Annotated in this window: 13 protein-coding genes; 5 read left to right on the top strand and 8 right to left on the bottom strand. The window is 38.2% G+C overall.

Translation table 11 applies throughout. The features are described from left to right. Positions 1 to 90 precede the first annotated feature (90 nt). From pstB to pstS, 4 genes are all read right to left on the bottom strand, one after another. Positions 91 to 870: a phosphate ABC transporter ATP-binding protein PstB gene (gene pstB / locus IQ247_RS08935; protein WP_193919068.1), complete on the bottom strand. Its 780-nt coding sequence runs from the start codon at positions 868 to 870 to the stop codon at positions 91 to 93. Positions 871 to 936: 66 nt separating this feature from the next. Next, positions 937 to 1812, bottom strand: a complete 876-nt coding sequence (gene pstA, locus IQ247_RS08940) for a phosphate ABC transporter permease PstA (protein ID WP_193919070.1) — start codon at positions 1810 to 1812, stop codon at positions 937 to 939. An 86-nt stretch (positions 1813 to 1898) separates the two neighbouring features. Then, a complete protein-coding gene (gene pstC / locus IQ247_RS08945) occupies positions 1899 to 2879 on the bottom strand; it encodes a phosphate ABC transporter permease subunit PstC (RefSeq protein WP_193919072.1) in 981 nt (326 codons plus the stop codon). Positions 2880 to 3087: 208 nt separating this feature from the next. Then, positions 3088 to 4134, bottom strand: coding sequence for a phosphate ABC transporter substrate-binding protein PstS (gene pstS / locus IQ247_RS08950; protein ID WP_193919074.1), 1047 nt, complete (start codon positions 4132 to 4134; stop codon positions 3088 to 3090). Between the two features lie 446 nt (positions 4135 to 4580). On the opposite strand from pstS, the gene IQ247_RS08955 reads away from it, so the two are divergent. After that, positions 4581 to 5978 (top strand): hypothetical protein, encoded by a 1398-nt coding sequence (locus IQ247_RS08955; RefSeq protein ID WP_193919076.1) that lies wholly within the window; start codon positions 4581 to 4583, stop codon positions 5976 to 5978. Between the two features lie 213 nt (positions 5979 to 6191). Here IQ247_RS08955 and IQ247_RS08960 read toward each other — a convergent pair whose 3' ends face one another. From IQ247_RS08960 to IQ247_RS08975, 4 genes are all read right to left on the bottom strand, one after another. Then, a complete protein-coding gene (locus IQ247_RS08960; protein ID WP_193919079.1) occupies positions 6192 to 6845 on the bottom strand; it encodes a MotA/TolQ/ExbB proton channel family protein in 654 nt (217 codons plus the stop codon). 206 nt (positions 6846 to 7051) lie between these two features. Beyond that, positions 7052 to 7444 (bottom strand): hypothetical protein, encoded by a 393-nt coding sequence (locus IQ247_RS08965; protein ID WP_193919081.1) that lies wholly within the window; start codon positions 7442 to 7444, stop codon positions 7052 to 7054. Between the two features lie 324 nt (positions 7445 to 7768). After that, complete coding sequence (locus IQ247_RS08970; RefSeq protein WP_193919083.1) at positions 7769 to 8413, bottom strand: HEAT repeat domain-containing protein; 645 nt, start codon at positions 8411 to 8413, stop codon at positions 7769 to 7771. A gap of 158 nt (positions 8414 to 8571) precedes the next feature. After that, positions 8572 to 9348, bottom strand: a complete 777-nt coding sequence (locus IQ247_RS08975; RefSeq protein WP_193919085.1) for a response regulator — start codon at positions 9346 to 9348, stop codon at positions 8572 to 8574. Between the two features lie 737 nt (positions 9349 to 10085). Between IQ247_RS08975 and IQ247_RS08980 the strand changes: the two genes are divergently transcribed. The 4 genes from IQ247_RS08980 to IQ247_RS08995 all read left to right on the top strand — a co-directional run bounded on the left by IQ247_RS08980 (position 10086) and on the right by IQ247_RS08995 (position 13877). Then, a complete protein-coding gene (locus IQ247_RS08980; protein ID WP_193919087.1) occupies positions 10086 to 11015 on the top strand; it encodes an RluA family pseudouridine synthase in 930 nt (309 codons plus the stop codon). 728 nt (positions 11016 to 11743) lie between these two features. Next, positions 11744 to 12262: a C-phycocyanin subunit beta gene (gene cpcB / locus IQ247_RS08985; protein WP_193919089.1), complete on the top strand. Its 519-nt coding sequence runs from the start codon at positions 11744 to 11746 to the stop codon at positions 12260 to 12262. A 112-nt stretch (positions 12263 to 12374) separates the two neighbouring features. Continuing rightward, positions 12375 to 12863: a C-phycocyanin subunit alpha gene (cpcA, locus tag IQ247_RS08990; protein ID WP_193919091.1), complete on the top strand. Its 489-nt coding sequence runs from the start codon at positions 12375 to 12377 to the stop codon at positions 12861 to 12863. A 153-nt stretch (positions 12864 to 13016) separates the two neighbouring features. Next, positions 13017 to 13877, top strand: a complete 861-nt coding sequence (locus tag IQ247_RS08995; protein ID WP_193919093.1) for a phycobilisome linker polypeptide — start codon at positions 13017 to 13019, stop codon at positions 13875 to 13877. The last annotated feature ends 18 nt before the right edge of the window (positions 13878 to 13895 follow it).

Genomic DNA, 13895 nt, shown 5'->3' on the forward strand with positions numbered 1-13895 from the left:
ATATTTAATTACTTAATTAATATTTATTTAAATCCGAAAAAAAAACGGAGACTGCACCCTGAAAAATATATTATATGTGGTCGTCGTAACTTAGCCAAAACGTCCAGAGACGTAATCGCGAGTCCGCTGATCGAGGGGGTTCTTGAATATTTGTTGAGTAGCTCCAAATTCAACCATTTGTCCGGCACGGCTTTCATCAGTAGTGAAGAATGCGGTGAAGTCGGCTACACGTTGCGCTTGTTGCATATTATGAGTAACGATCGCAATTGTTAATTCACCGCGTAATTCATGAATTAACTCTTCAATCTTCATGGTTGCAATGGGGTCTAACGCCGAACAAGGTTCATCCATTAGCAATATTTGGGGTCTAACAGCCAAAGAACGAGCAATACATAAACGCTGTTGTTGACCTCCAGACAAACCTAAAGCAGATTTGTATAGTTTGTCCTTGACTTCATCCCATAATGCAGCACCTTTAATTGCAGATTCGACAATCCCATCTAATTCAGATTTAGGACAATGCCTGGCAATGCGGATTCCATAAGCTACGTTATCATAAATGCTCATCGGGAATAGATTCGGTTTTTGGAAGACCATACCGATTTGGCGGCGTAGTCTGTTAAGGTTGACGCGGGGAGAGTAGATATTTTGACCGAAAAATTCTACTTTTCCATCAACTCTGACATCAGCCTCTAATTCGCCGATGCGATTGAGAGATTTGATCAAAGTTGATTTACCGCAACCAGAAGGACCGATAAGAGCTGTTACTTGCTTTTGATAAATATCTAGGGACACTCCTTGAAGTGCCTTGAAAGTACCGTAATAGAAAGCAAGATTTTTGACAGTAATGGCTGGAATTAAGTTACTCATGAAGAAAGAAACTTTGACGATATAAACTAATAAACTGCAACTGAAGAAACCTGGAATCTGCTGTATTTACCTTTTTTTACTGGTAATTACCCTAGACAGAAGATTTAATAAGAACACTAAACTGACTAATACAATCGAAGCAGTCCAAATTAATTGGAAGATTTGAGGGTCGTCTTGCTGATAAAAGCGATAAATTAATACAGGTAGAGAAGCTGTAGGACGCAGCAAACTTTCTGTCCAAAAATCGCTAAACAAAGCTGTGAAAAGTAGCGGTGCAGTTTCACCAGAAGCACGAGCGATCGCCAATAATATAGCTGTAGTAATTCCAGGTAAGCCAGCAGCTAACACAACCTTAAAAGTAGTTTGGAAGCGGTTTCCTCCCAATGCAGCGGATGCTAAACGTAAAGAATTGGGAACAAGTTTTAGTACTTGTTCGGTTGTGAGAGCGATAATCGGCAGCATAATAATAGCTAAAGCAAATCCACCAGCAACAGCGCTAAATTGCTTAGTTGTAATCACAAAAACACCATAAGCAAATACACCCACAACAATTGAAGGTACACCGCTAAGGACAGTAGTAAAAAAGCGCACAATTCCATAGATTTTGGAATCTTTACCAAATTCCGATAGAAATATCCCCGTGATTACCCCAAGCGGAATGCTAAACAATGAAGCAATACCAACCATTTTGATAGTACCAACAATCGCATTGGCAAACCCAAAATCAACCACTTGCTTAACAAACATCTCTGGTCTGAGATTAGACAATCCTCTTGCGAAAATTACCCATATTAGTGAAAATAAAGGTAATAATGCCAAAAAGGTCAGAAAAAAAGCAATAAATGTCATTCCATATTGGAAGACAAACCTTTCTGGCGACAGAGGGCTACATACTTCCCTTGCTACAGACAAATCAATTTCCGGACGTTTACTAGCACTCATTTGCCTCAATCCTAGCGAAATATTTTCAATCCCAATCTTTGTCTATCTGAAGTACTGCTAACTTTCCGACATTAACGTCACATTAATTACTTTTTCTTCCGATTCAATAACTGAACTAATACCACAGCCCCGATGTTAACTGCTAGAGTAATAACGAACAAAATCAAAGCTAGATACGTTAACGCTCCGGTGTGCAGTCCAATCTCAGCTTCAGGAAATTCATTCGCTAATACAGCCGGAATTGTATAACTTCCATCTAGCAACGAAGCACTGATGAATAGTGAGTTCCCGATTACCATTGTTACAGCTACTGTTTCGCCTAAAGCACGTCCCAAAGCCAGCATAGTAGCACCAACAATACCAGGCAATCCAGTAGGTAATAATACTCGAAAAATCGTTTCCCAACGAGTAGCACCTAAAGCCATCGAACCGCTGCGATAATGTTTGGGAATTACTAACAAAACATCGCGGCTAATTGCTGCCATTATTGGCAAAATCATAATAGCTAAAATAATTCCCGCTGTTAATAAATTATCACCACTAGGGGAATCAGTATTAAACAGCGGTATCCATTTGAAATTTGCCGACAACCAAGTTTGCAAGGGTAAAATAACCGGAATTAAAATATAAACGCCCCACAAACCAATAATTACACTGGGAATTGCAGCGATTAATTCCACCATAAAAGCTGCTGGCGATCGCACGTAGGAAGGTAAAAAATCTTCACTGGTAACTAAGGCGATCGCCAACCCTACAGGTACGGCAATTAAAATCGCTAAAAGGCTGCTTGCAAGTGTTCCGTAAATGTAGGGTAATGCACCATAAATCTCAGCTTCAATATTCCATTCTTGACTCCACAAAAATCCTAGCCCAAACTTATCAATGGCTGGTTTTGCTTGCTGAAAAATGATGTAAACCATCCACAGAAACAGAATTGCCACAAAAATTGCAAAACCATGTACCAGCCACTTAAACCCTTTCTCTAACCATATATTTTTCGCATCTTGAGCGAAAATATCGAGCTTGCCATCAACTGCTGAATTTGGTTGAACCGATGAATTAGCCATTACCCGTGATTTAGATTTTAGATTTTAGATTTTGGATTGTAATTACAATCAAGTAAATTTACTACACACACCTGAAAACAAGGGTGGGCAAAATGATCATAATGCCCACCCCATCTTCGTTCAATTAACTAATAATTGGAAACACAGAAGTTAGAAAAATTTACTCTTAACTCAATTCAAATTAAAAGCTTTCTGCGTTCTAAATTAATTACTTAACTTCACTGTTAACTTGATTAATAACACGCTGTCTAACGCTAGCAGGAATGCTGGTGAAGAGCAAATCGTCGTTCAAGCTTTGACCTTTGGTCATTACCCAATTGATCCACTTCTTAACAGCGGCAGCTTTAGCAGCGGTGGGGTACTTTTTGTAAATCATCATCCAGGTTAAACCAACGATGGGATAACCCTTGGAAGAATCTCCAACGAATACGCGGTAGTTAGCGGGGAACTGGACGCTAGCCAAAGCTTCGTTAGAAGCCTTCAAAGAAGGAGCCACAAACTGTCCGCTGCTGTTTTGAACCATTGCAGAGTTAAGCTTGTTCTGAAAAGCGTAAGAGTCGTTAACGTAACCAACAGAACCACGAGTACGTTTAACCAAAGCAGCTACACCATTGTTACCGGGACCCTTTCTCACTGACTTAAAACGCCAGCTTGGATTCTGACCAGTACCAACTCTTCCCTTGAAGTAGCTGCTAATGGTGCTGAGGTGGTTTGTGAAGATAAAAGTGGTACCGGAACCATCTGCACGGACAACAGGTGTGATAGCTAGGTTAGGCAAGTTAACGCCAGGATTATCTTTTTTGATTCTAGCGTCGTTCCAGTTGGTGATTGCGCCGCCAAAGATCAAAGGTAGAGTTGTGCGGGACAACTTGAGATCCTTTACACCAGGAATGTTATGAATAACAGAAACAGCACCACCTGCGGTAGGTACTAAAATTGTGCCACGGCTAACTTTAGCAATATCTGCATCGCTCATAGCTGCGTCACTAGCACCAAAATCAACAGTTCCGTTGATAAAGTTGCGGATACCACAGCTAGAACCACAAGAGGTGTAGCTTACTTGCAAATCAGAGTGTGTTTTACGAACTTCACGAGTATATTGTTGATACAAAAGAGCAGGGAAACTAGCACCTGCACCAGTTAAAGATTGAGTTTGCGCTTGAGCAACTGTTGCGAAAACAGGACTTAATACAACAGCAGCAGCAGCAACAGAAGAAGTTACGATTCGATTCAATGCAGTAGCTTTAAAATTCATAGTATTTCGATTTGTGGGGGATAGAATTCTACGTGAGGTTCTTACCAGAAATACCCTACCCTTTTACTAGTTAAGAATTGTTAAACAAACCAGTCGAAAATTATTAAAATCAGTTTAATTTTTGATTTTTAGGTAATAGTAACTATTGTTTTTGTCAAAAAAAATTAAAAATTTTGTTTTGAAAAAAGTCATATAAATATCTATAATTAAGCTAGCTTTTGTAAGCCAAAAAAACAATATGAATTTCAAATAATGCTATGATTAACATATTGATATACAGGATGCTATAAATTTTGACTAAGAAAGTATAGAGTATGAAATTTTGGGCTTGATAATTCATGCTCTATGCTTCAAAATAATTATCTGGTTTCGCTCTGTGCATCGATATTTGATTTTCTTAAGTTTTTCTTGCCCGAAGTGCAATTCAGATTCCCAGAGCAAAATACATGATTAAGTCATTTTTTCTGAATAATTTGCTTGTTCCCTTGCGACAAGTTTCTCCACAAATGTTGCTAGCTTCAGCAACATTACACGGTTTGCTATTTGTAGCACCAATACCTTTCACTTCGACTGATGCTGATGTAAATGCAGAAGATGCTGCAAATGTCTCAGAAGCAGGAATCGAGGAAGAATTATTTAACGAAGATGGTTCGATTACCGAGAAACCAGAGCTAGATTCTTTGGGTGAAGGGGACACGGTAACAATACCCGAAGAACCACCTTTATTAAACGATTTAGAAGATGGAACTAATACAAACCCCGATTTAGCTTTAAATGAATCAAGTCAGTCGGGTGATTCTTTAGGCGAATCAGATGTTTCGTTGAATGAGCCGGGTATTTCTTTCAATGAATCACAGAACAATGCCGCACCATTGCCAGATTTCCCAGCAGAAACTAACAATGTTAGTACAAGTGAACCAGAGTCGCAGATTAATTTCACACCATCCGAACCAGTATCCCAATTAGTTCCAGAACCTATAAATACAGTATCCGAACCAGAAGAAATAGCACAATCAGAATCTACGGATACAACAACTCAATCACAACCAGAAGAAACATCTTCTGAAGCAAACAGCACAACAACAGAATCACAACCAGAAGAAATAGCACCATCAGAATCTACTGATACAACAACACAATCACAATCAGAAGAAACACCTTCTGAAACAAACAATACAACAGAACTTCCTGTAAATCCATTTGCTGATTTTCCCAACTACATCAGCGTTAGACCGATTTTTTGTGGAACACAAATCGCAAGACTAGATAGACGTACTCGACTTACATCTGATTCGTTAGATGCAGTTGCAGCTTATTTTGAGAACAGATTAGCAGCTACAGATTTCCAAGTAGAAAAACTCACTGACGAACCTGATACAAAGGTTTATCAAGTTTCCAAAGAAAATTTAACTCAATTTTTGCAACTTTTTGCAACTAAAGAGCCGGGTACGATGATTCTTTTGTCTTCAGAGAGAGTTGACTGCTACAGATTGAGTAATCAAAATCTGCAAGAAAATTCTCAGACTGAGCAACAAGTATTTGATGTAACATTCAGCAATCTTTACACTCAACTTGGTTGGACAGAAGAAAAGGATTTTGCTGTCACTCCCGAAGTAGAAAAAGTCTTGGGTAAAGATGCAAAAAACACTCCTGAAGAATTAGCTCTAGTTATCAAAAGTAACCTAGAATCCGAAGGTTTTGAAGCATCTCGAATCAAAAAGGATGAAGCCTCTGAGCTTCTGTACGAAATCAAGAAAGGTGAATTTATCAAGTATATTTCTTTTGTACCTACAAAAGAAGGTAAAGGAGCAATTGTTCTTTTGTTGAAAAATAATCCTGCTTAATCTGTAATTGATTTTACAGGCAATCAGAATGTAGAGACGCAAATCCTTGCGTCTCTATAAACGTTTTGGTTATCCAATTCGTTTTATACTTCAAATCAGCAATATAGAATATTAATTTGATACAATATCTTACGTAAAGAGACGTTGCACTGCAACGTCTCTACATTTTAATTAGGTTATAAATTAAATATTTCGATAGCGTAGGTAGACTATTTATTCAATGATTTTGGCATCTTCAACTGGCTGCTCCCAAAAATGCACATAAATCAACTCTAATTGATTACCTAGTGTAGAAAAATAATCTACACGACGCGCACGTAATATTACAAAAAATCGCAAACAAGCAAATGCTAGAATCGCTACCCCAATACCTGCTGCACTACTAATCAATGCCTGCAAAATCGAATCTGCAACCCCACTAGTATTGCTACCGTCTGCACCACCATTTCTAAAAGTCATGAAAGTGGCAATTAAACCACCACCAGTACCTAAAATGCCCAATAAAGGTGCAATAATAATTATGCTCTCTAAGAGTTTGTCACTACCGCCGATATCAACTAATTCCTGATCAGCCGCTGCTTTTACTGCTAAATGAAAGCTTTCCTGAGTTGGATTATTCAGTTTTAGCGGTGCAGAAAGAAAACGGGCAATTGCTAAATCTTTGTTACCTCTTGCGATTTTTTCTGCTTTGTTCAAATCGTATTGTGCTACCGTTAACACATCCTGGACTACCTGTCTTTCCTCAATCACCAACCTCAACCAAAACCAACCGCGCTGTATTGCGTAAGCTAAGGTTACAACCGACAAAAATAGCAGAGGAAACATCATAAAACCCCCTGCTAAGAAGATATCCAATAGTCTGGTCATCTTTAACTCAGGTAAGCACTTAATGTAACAAATAATCCTTTGTATTAAGTAGAATACCTTAATTCGATGTCCTGTTAGGTTAAGGATAGGTTGATGAAAAAATAAGCTGGATTTAAAGCTAACAATTCTAGAACACGGATTGAAATAGATTACATGGATTACAGGGATTTTAAAGATTTAATTCCCTATTACCCATGACCAATTCTTTATTTATTGCGTAAAATATGGATAGCAGCACCCGCAGCAGCACCGTTAATTGTATTACTCAGGGTGCCTCTACGGTTGGTAATTTCACCTGCTACAGTACCACCGACTGCACCAGCTCCGATATCTTGAACAAGGTTACGATCTCTTTTGTTTCTTCTACCGCTATTTGCAGCATTCACCGCAGCACCAGCAGCAGCACCATTAGCAGCGTTGGTGAAAATAGAATCGTTGTTGGTAATAATTCCGGTAATCGCACCAGCCGCAGCACCAATTCCTACGTCTTCGAGTAATTTATCATCAGCAGCAGCAGGTTTTGCTGGTACAAAAGTAGCACCGAATATACCTGTAGCTAATAAACTGGGTAAGAATATACGTTTGAATGTTCTATTCATTTCTACACCTTCTGTTGATAACTTGTTGGAATGTTGGAATATTGGAAAAATCTTTGTTAATATCTTGCATTCTCTGCGAGAACTAATTTTCTCGCTAACCAAATAAATTGAAGTATGAAAGCTGTTTTTTGTGGTAATTATTGCAAGATATAGGGTTGGGGATTTTTTTGTAAACAACTTTGACCCACTTAATTAACATTCTAAACAAAAAAATGTTTGTGGTAGAAATCTCATGTTGAATATTTCAAATTTATGACTAAAGTCATAAGTATTTCTTGTCAGAGAAGTCGGGTTTGTTTAAGAAAGCCGACTTCTGGATCTAAATTACTGTCGCTGTTTTTCTCTCTTCAAAGTATCCAAGGAATCATTAATAGATTTAATCGCTTGTGGGGGAATCTCTAATTTTGAATCTTGCATAACTTTTAAGCTATTTTCAAGGTTAGTCACTGTTTGATTTAATTCTTCTGCTGATAAATCACGAACTTTCCCTTGGAAATTCAATGCAATATTGCTCAAAGCATAGGCAGCATCGTGACGAATCCATTTCGATTCATCTTCTAAAGCTTTGACTAAGACAGGAAAAGCATTTTTGGTATCTCCACCGAGATTTGCGATCGCGCTTGCAGCACTATAACGCACTCGCGCTTCTTTGTCGTATAATGCTACTGTTAAAGCGGGTTCAGCTATTTTAGCTTGAGTACCCATTCCACCTAATGCACGAGCAGCATTGATTCTAGCTTCTACATTTTCACTTCGCAATACCTCCATTAAGGTAGATACTGCATAGTTGATGCTCGCAACTGCTGTTTGTTCAAGGTTAGTATTATCCGCTGTCTGTGCTGAAGCTGTGTTAATAACGAGTAAGGGTGAGGAGAAGCACAGCAATGTTAGAGAAATGGTAGATACAAATCTGTAACTAATTGCTGTAGCTGAAGCTTTTACGGAGAAGTTTAAGTAAATGCTTTTCATAAAGCTGTTTCATAATATCATCAGTTCAGTACTGTTATACACTTAACAATTCCTTCACTGCACTTCCGTAAAACTACGTATGTTTGACTTTTTCCCACTATTCGCTTTCACAAAAGGTTAACTTGACGTAAATACAGGTTTAAGCTTGAAAATAATCATCAAACAATATATTTAAATATTACTTTGAGCAAATCTTTTTTCTGAAAGGGTTTTGTTAAATAATCTGATGCTTTTACCATTTTGGCTTTAACTCTATTGATGATTCCTTTTTTTCCTGTCACCATAATTACCGGCGTTTCTTTCAATAAAGAATGTTTCCTTAACAAAGAACACAATTCATATCCATCTAATGTCGGCATAGTAATATCTAATAAAATTATATCCGGTTTTAAGCGGACAATTTGCATTAGAGCTTTTAGTGGATCATTGATGCCAATAACAGAAAATATTTTATCATTTAAATACATTTTAATCGCGTTTACTACGGCTCTACTATCATCAATACAAACAACGGTATAAGTCTTGAGATTCTCTTCTTGCTGATAATCGCTGTAACGATGATTTCTTAACGCATTTTGTTGATAAACCGCTATTTCAGATTTTCTAATGAAATTAAGATAGTGGATTTCATTTTTTTCTACGGTGGAATAATCCTCTCTAATCCCATCATCTACCTGATTAATATTTGTATTTAGAAAGCTATTTCCGTTATCATGTACCTTGTCATTATTTTGATTAACATCTGATTGAGATGCATTTAAACTTGAATTATCTAAATTTTGAGTTTGACCGCTGAGTTCTGTATAATTTTCACTAAAAGAATCTTCCTGATCTTTCAAATTCTCAAATAAGTCTACTTCTAGATTTTGATAATCTTCCGCTTTTTCTAAATCAAACGATAAATATTTTTCTAAAGACAATTTATTATTTTGCATATCTCGTTAATTCGGTTTCAATTTAGTACTCAGAATGCTTTCACTAAATAAAAAAAAGCCAAATATGTCTAATAAATAGTCAATTTTACTCTTTAGATAGTTATTAACACTCTGTTAAGCGTTCCTTATAACGTCACTCATTTAAATACTAGAACAAAAATAAGGAACTTTGAGCCGAATCATTTAGAAAAATTTCAACATTGCAAAATTATTTGAAAATAATCAAGCAATGTAGTTAGAACACGTTATCAGTTTTTTATACTAGCATTATAGTTGCAATTATTACATATCTTTCCATGCTTCGATTAATTCAATAGTTACAATTAAAATGTAGGATTTTAGGACTTACGCAACAGTAACGTCATCCTGTCATTACGAGCGATGAACCGCACCCTTCGGGTGATAGCGACGTAATCCCAAAGATTCTGCGATGAACCGCACCCTACGGGTGAATGCTTCCCTGCACTACGTTCCGGTTGCAATGACAAATGGTGTTTGCTCCCGTGCTGGATTTAATACTTTTATATTTTGACAATTTTAAGTATTTAGGACAAAATGCTATAAATATCGTTGTAAACATATTGCCTTCGATCAATCATAGTAGTTAAGAGCTAATAATCTGTTAGCGATAAATAAAATATAATAATAGGTTATTATTTGAAATTTAACTAGACACCAAAAAACCACCTCTTAATTACCTTTTGTACCGAAAGAAGCAATTTCGAGAAGTTGCACCAATGATATCAAATCAATCAATATCTTTAAGAGTAGAGCAAAACGCTTCCCGTTTAGATAGTTATCTTTCTCAAAATAAAACCGATTTATCGCGATCGCGAATTCAACAGTTGATCGAACAAGGTAACGTTGAGCTTAATGGTGAAGTTTGTCACTCGAAAAAAGTACCGATAAAAGCAGGGGATTTGATTATTTTAACGATACCCCAGCCCGAACCTTTAGAATTGCGTTCGGAAAATATTCCTTTGGATATTCTTTATGAAGACGATCACATACTAATTTTAAATAAACCAGCAGGTTTAGTAGTTCATCCCGCACCAGGTCATCCTGACGGAACTTTAGTGAATGCACTTTTGGCCCATTGTCCCAATTTACCAGGAATTGGGGGTGTTCAACGTCCCGGAATTGTCCACAGACTTGACAAAGATACCACAGGCGCGATCGCGATCGCCAAAACTGAAGTTGCACATCAGAGTTTACAAGCCCAGCTTAAAGCCAAAACTGCACGACGAGAATATCTTGGTGTAGTGTATGGTGTTACTCCCGAAGAATTGGGTACCATTAATTTACCCATAGGTCGTCATCCCAAAGAACGCAAAAAAATGGCGGTTGTCCCCGTGGAAAAAGGTGGACGAGAAGCTATTACCCATTGGCAAATCAAAGAACGTTTAGGAAATTATACATTAATGCACTTTCAGTTAGAAACTGGACGAACCCATCAAATTCGCGTCCATAGCGCTCAAATCGGTCATCCCATTGTAGGAGATTCTGTTTATAGTTCCGGTCGTTCGGTAGGAGTGAACTTACCCGGACAAGCTTTACACGCTTGGAAACTTCAGTTACAACATCCTATTTCTAAGGATTTAGTTGCAGTTGTTGCACCTCTTCCTCAAGTATTTTTAACTTTATTACAAGTTTTACGACGACGCTAAGCGAGTTTCTGAATCAATCCTACTTCAAATAGAAAATACCAATCCTAAGACAGTCAACAGTGATCAATAGACAATTAATTTTCTTTTGTTCCTTGTGAGTAACTGTTCGCTGGGAACTTTTCACTAATCGCTTTGAATTCCAAGGCTTTTCAGCTTTTTTTGATTTGGCGATCGCAAAATAATTTTCAAATCTTTACATTTAGTTAATATTTGTTTTTGTTAACAACTATTAAGTCAGTCATTACTGATTGGAATTGTATCATGGTACTCAATTACTTGCCATACATAGGGTTTTGGGATAATTAATAAAACTTGACAAATAAATAGATGAGCAATTTTAAGTAAATATACAAACTTTTGTAACAATAAAAAGCCAGTTTTTTCAGGCAAAGTTCTTATATGTGAAGGACTTGAGGTTTTTCTTATTGCAGTATCGTATTTATTAACATTTTGTAATAAATTATGTTCTGATAGCAGTGTATAAACATAATTTGGAGGGGTTAAATAACAGGCAAAACTTAAAAGAGACAATCAATTCGTAAAGGTTGTCGATTTCTCATAAAATAAGCCAAGATTCTCATATTTCTAATTCGGTATTGTCGAAGAAAGAAATTGAGAAAAACGAAAAGGCAGTTAAAACAACATCTGTTATATCCCATCCATTGATAAAACACTGCCATTTTTAATCAAGGCATACATAAAAACTAAGCAATCAGGAGAAAAAGTCGATGTTAGATGCATTCGCAAAGGTAGTTTCTCAAGCCGACTCCAGAGGTGAATTCTTGAGCAACGAGCAGTTAGATGCTCTGAGCAACATGGTAAAAGAAGGCAACAAGCGCCTAGATACTGTTAACCGGATTACCAGCAATGCTTCTCAAATCGTTACCGATGCGGCTCGTGCATTGTTTGAAGAACAGCCCCAGTTAATTGCTCCTGGTGGAAACGCTTATACCAACCGTCGTATGGCTGCTTGCTTGCGCGACATGGAAATCATCTTGCGCTATGTAACTTATTCCATGATTGCAGGTGACGCTAGCGTACTAGATGACCGTTGCTTGAATGGTTTGCGCGAAACTTACCAAGCTTTGGGTACACCCGGTTCTTCCGTAGCAGTTGGTGTTCAAAAAATGAAAGATACTGCGATCAAAATGGCTAACGACCCCAATGGAATCACCAAGGGTGATTGCAGCCAGTTAATGTCTGAATTGGGTGGTTACTTTGACCGTGCTGCGGCTGCGGTTGCGTAGAAAAACGCTTTCTAGATTCTAAATAAAGATAGAGAAACCCAGAATCAAGCCGGAACCAAAAATCGGTATCCAGGCAAAAAAAAGAACAAGACATAAAAGGAGATTGTAAGACATGAAGACACCAATTACCGAAGCAATTGCATCTGCCGATACCCAAGGTCGTTTCTTAAGCAACACTGAATTACAGGCTGTTAACGGTCGTTTTGATCGCGCTGCTGCGAGCATGGAAGCTGCTCGTGCTTTGACCAACAAAGCTCAGCAATTGATTGATGGTGCTGCTCAAGCTGTTTATCAGAAGTATCCTTACACCACTCAAATGCAGGGACCTCAGTTCGCTGCTGATTCTCGCGGTAAGTCCAAGTGCGCTCGCGACGTAGGTCACTATCTAAGAATGGTAACTTACTGTTTGGTAGCTGGTGGTACAGGTCCTATGGACGAGTACTTAATTGCAGGTTTGGATGAAATCAACCGTTCTTTTGACTTATCTCCTAGCTGGTATATAGAAGCTTTGAAGTACATCAAAAGCAATCACGGTTTAAGCGGTCAAGCTGCTAACGAAGCTAACACCTACATGGATTACGCAATCAACGCATTAAGCTAAGTATTGCGGTCAGCCCGGAGAGGGATGCAAGTGCTGGATGGGGTTTATCACCTAGCGGTTGTATCGGTCTCCGGGCATTGTTTTTAAAAGATAGATAAAAAAATATCAAAAATCAGTTCACCATTTGTGTGAAAATAAAAGGGGATAATAGCAATGGCGATTACATCAGCAGCATCCAGATTGGGAACAGAAGCCTTTGATGAGTCACCGCGAGTGGAATTACGCCTCAACGCCACCAAGGAAGATATAGAAGGCGTAATTCGTGCTACGTATAAACAGCTTTTAGGTAATGATTATTTAATGGCTGCGGAAAAACTCACAAGTGCTGAGTCACTTTTGCGTGACGGTAACATGAGCGTGCGCGAGTTTGTGCGTGTAGTTGCAAAATCGGAATTGTATAAGAAGAAGTTTTTCTACAACAATTTCCAAACTCGATTTATCGAACTAAATTACAAGCACTTATTGGGTCGCGCTCCTTACGATGAGTCGGAAGTGAGCTACCACAACGATTTGTATCATAACGAAGGGTACGACATTGAGATAGACTCCTACATTGATTCAGTGGAGTATACCGAAAATTTTGGTGATAACATAGTACCTTATTATCGTGGATTTGCAACTCAAACAGGACAAAAAACCGTAGGGTTTAATCGGATGTTCCGTTTATACCGGGGTTATGCCAATAGCGATCGCGCTCAGGTAGAAGGAAACAAGTCTCGTTTAGCCAGGGAATTAGGAACCAACAGTGCATCTTCAATTGTTGGACCATCAGGTAGTAATAATAACTGGAGTTACCGTGCAAGTAACGATGTATCTCCCAGAAAAAATGTAGGAAACGCAGTCGGAATAGGAGACCGTTCCTATCGCATCGAAGTAACGGGTCAGCTTTCTCCAGGGTATCCCAAAGTAAGACGCAGTAGCTACGCGATTGTCGTACCTTACGAACGTTTATCAAATAAGATGCAAGAAATTCTCCGTCAAGGTGGAAAAATCGTCAGCATCACCCAAGCTTAAGGGGATGGGGTTCGGGGG

The organism is Plectonema cf. radiosum LEGE 06105 (assembly GCF_015207665.1).
In the GTDB taxonomy this organism is placed as follows: domain Bacteria; phylum Cyanobacteriota; class Cyanobacteriia; order Cyanobacteriales; family Nostocaceae; genus Rivularia; species Rivularia radiosa_A.

What these genes read in the sequence shown, in the direction of transcription:
- IQ247_RS08955 (WP_193919076.1), top strand. Translation starts at nt 4,581, where the DNA reads ATGATTAAGTCATTTTTTCTGAATAATTTGCTTGTTCCCTTGCGACAA.
- pstA (WP_193919070.1), bottom strand. Translation starts at nt 1,812, where the DNA reads ATGAGTGCTAGTAAACGTCCGGAAATTGATTTGTCTGTAGCAAGGGAA.
- cpcA (WP_193919091.1), top strand. Translation starts at nt 12,375, where the DNA reads ATGAAGACACCAATTACCGAAGCAATTGCATCTGCCGATACCCAAGGT.
- IQ247_RS08980 (WP_193919087.1), top strand. Translation starts at nt 10,086, where the DNA reads ATGATATCAAATCAATCAATATCTTTAAGAGTAGAGCAAAACGCTTCC.
- IQ247_RS08995 (WP_193919093.1), top strand. Translation starts at nt 13,017, where the DNA reads ATGGCGATTACATCAGCAGCATCCAGATTGGGAACAGAAGCCTTTGAT.
- pstC (WP_193919072.1), bottom strand. Translation starts at nt 2,879, where the DNA reads ATGGCTAATTCATCGGTTCAACCAAATTCAGCAGTTGATGGCAAGCTC.
- IQ247_RS08960 (WP_193919079.1), bottom strand. Translation starts at nt 6,845, where the DNA reads ATGACCAGACTATTGGATATCTTCTTAGCAGGGGGTTTTATGATGTTT.
- IQ247_RS08975 (WP_193919085.1), bottom strand. Translation starts at nt 9,348, where the DNA reads ATGCAAAATAATAAATTGTCTTTAGAAAAATATTTATCGTTTGATTTA.
- pstB (WP_193919068.1), bottom strand. Translation starts at nt 870, where the DNA reads ATGAGTAACTTAATTCCAGCCATTACTGTCAAAAATCTTGCTTTCTAT.
- pstS (WP_193919074.1), bottom strand. Translation starts at nt 4,134, where the DNA reads ATGAATTTTAAAGCTACTGCATTGAATCGAATCGTAACTTCTTCTGTT.
- cpcB (WP_193919089.1), top strand. Translation starts at nt 11,744, where the DNA reads ATGTTAGATGCATTCGCAAAGGTAGTTTCTCAAGCCGACTCCAGAGGT.
- IQ247_RS08965 (WP_193919081.1), bottom strand. Translation starts at nt 7,444, where the DNA reads ATGAATAGAACATTCAAACGTATATTCTTACCCAGTTTATTAGCTACA.
- IQ247_RS08970 (WP_193919083.1), bottom strand. Translation starts at nt 8,413, where the DNA reads ATGAAAAGCATTTACTTAAACTTCTCCGTAAAAGCTTCAGCTACAGCA.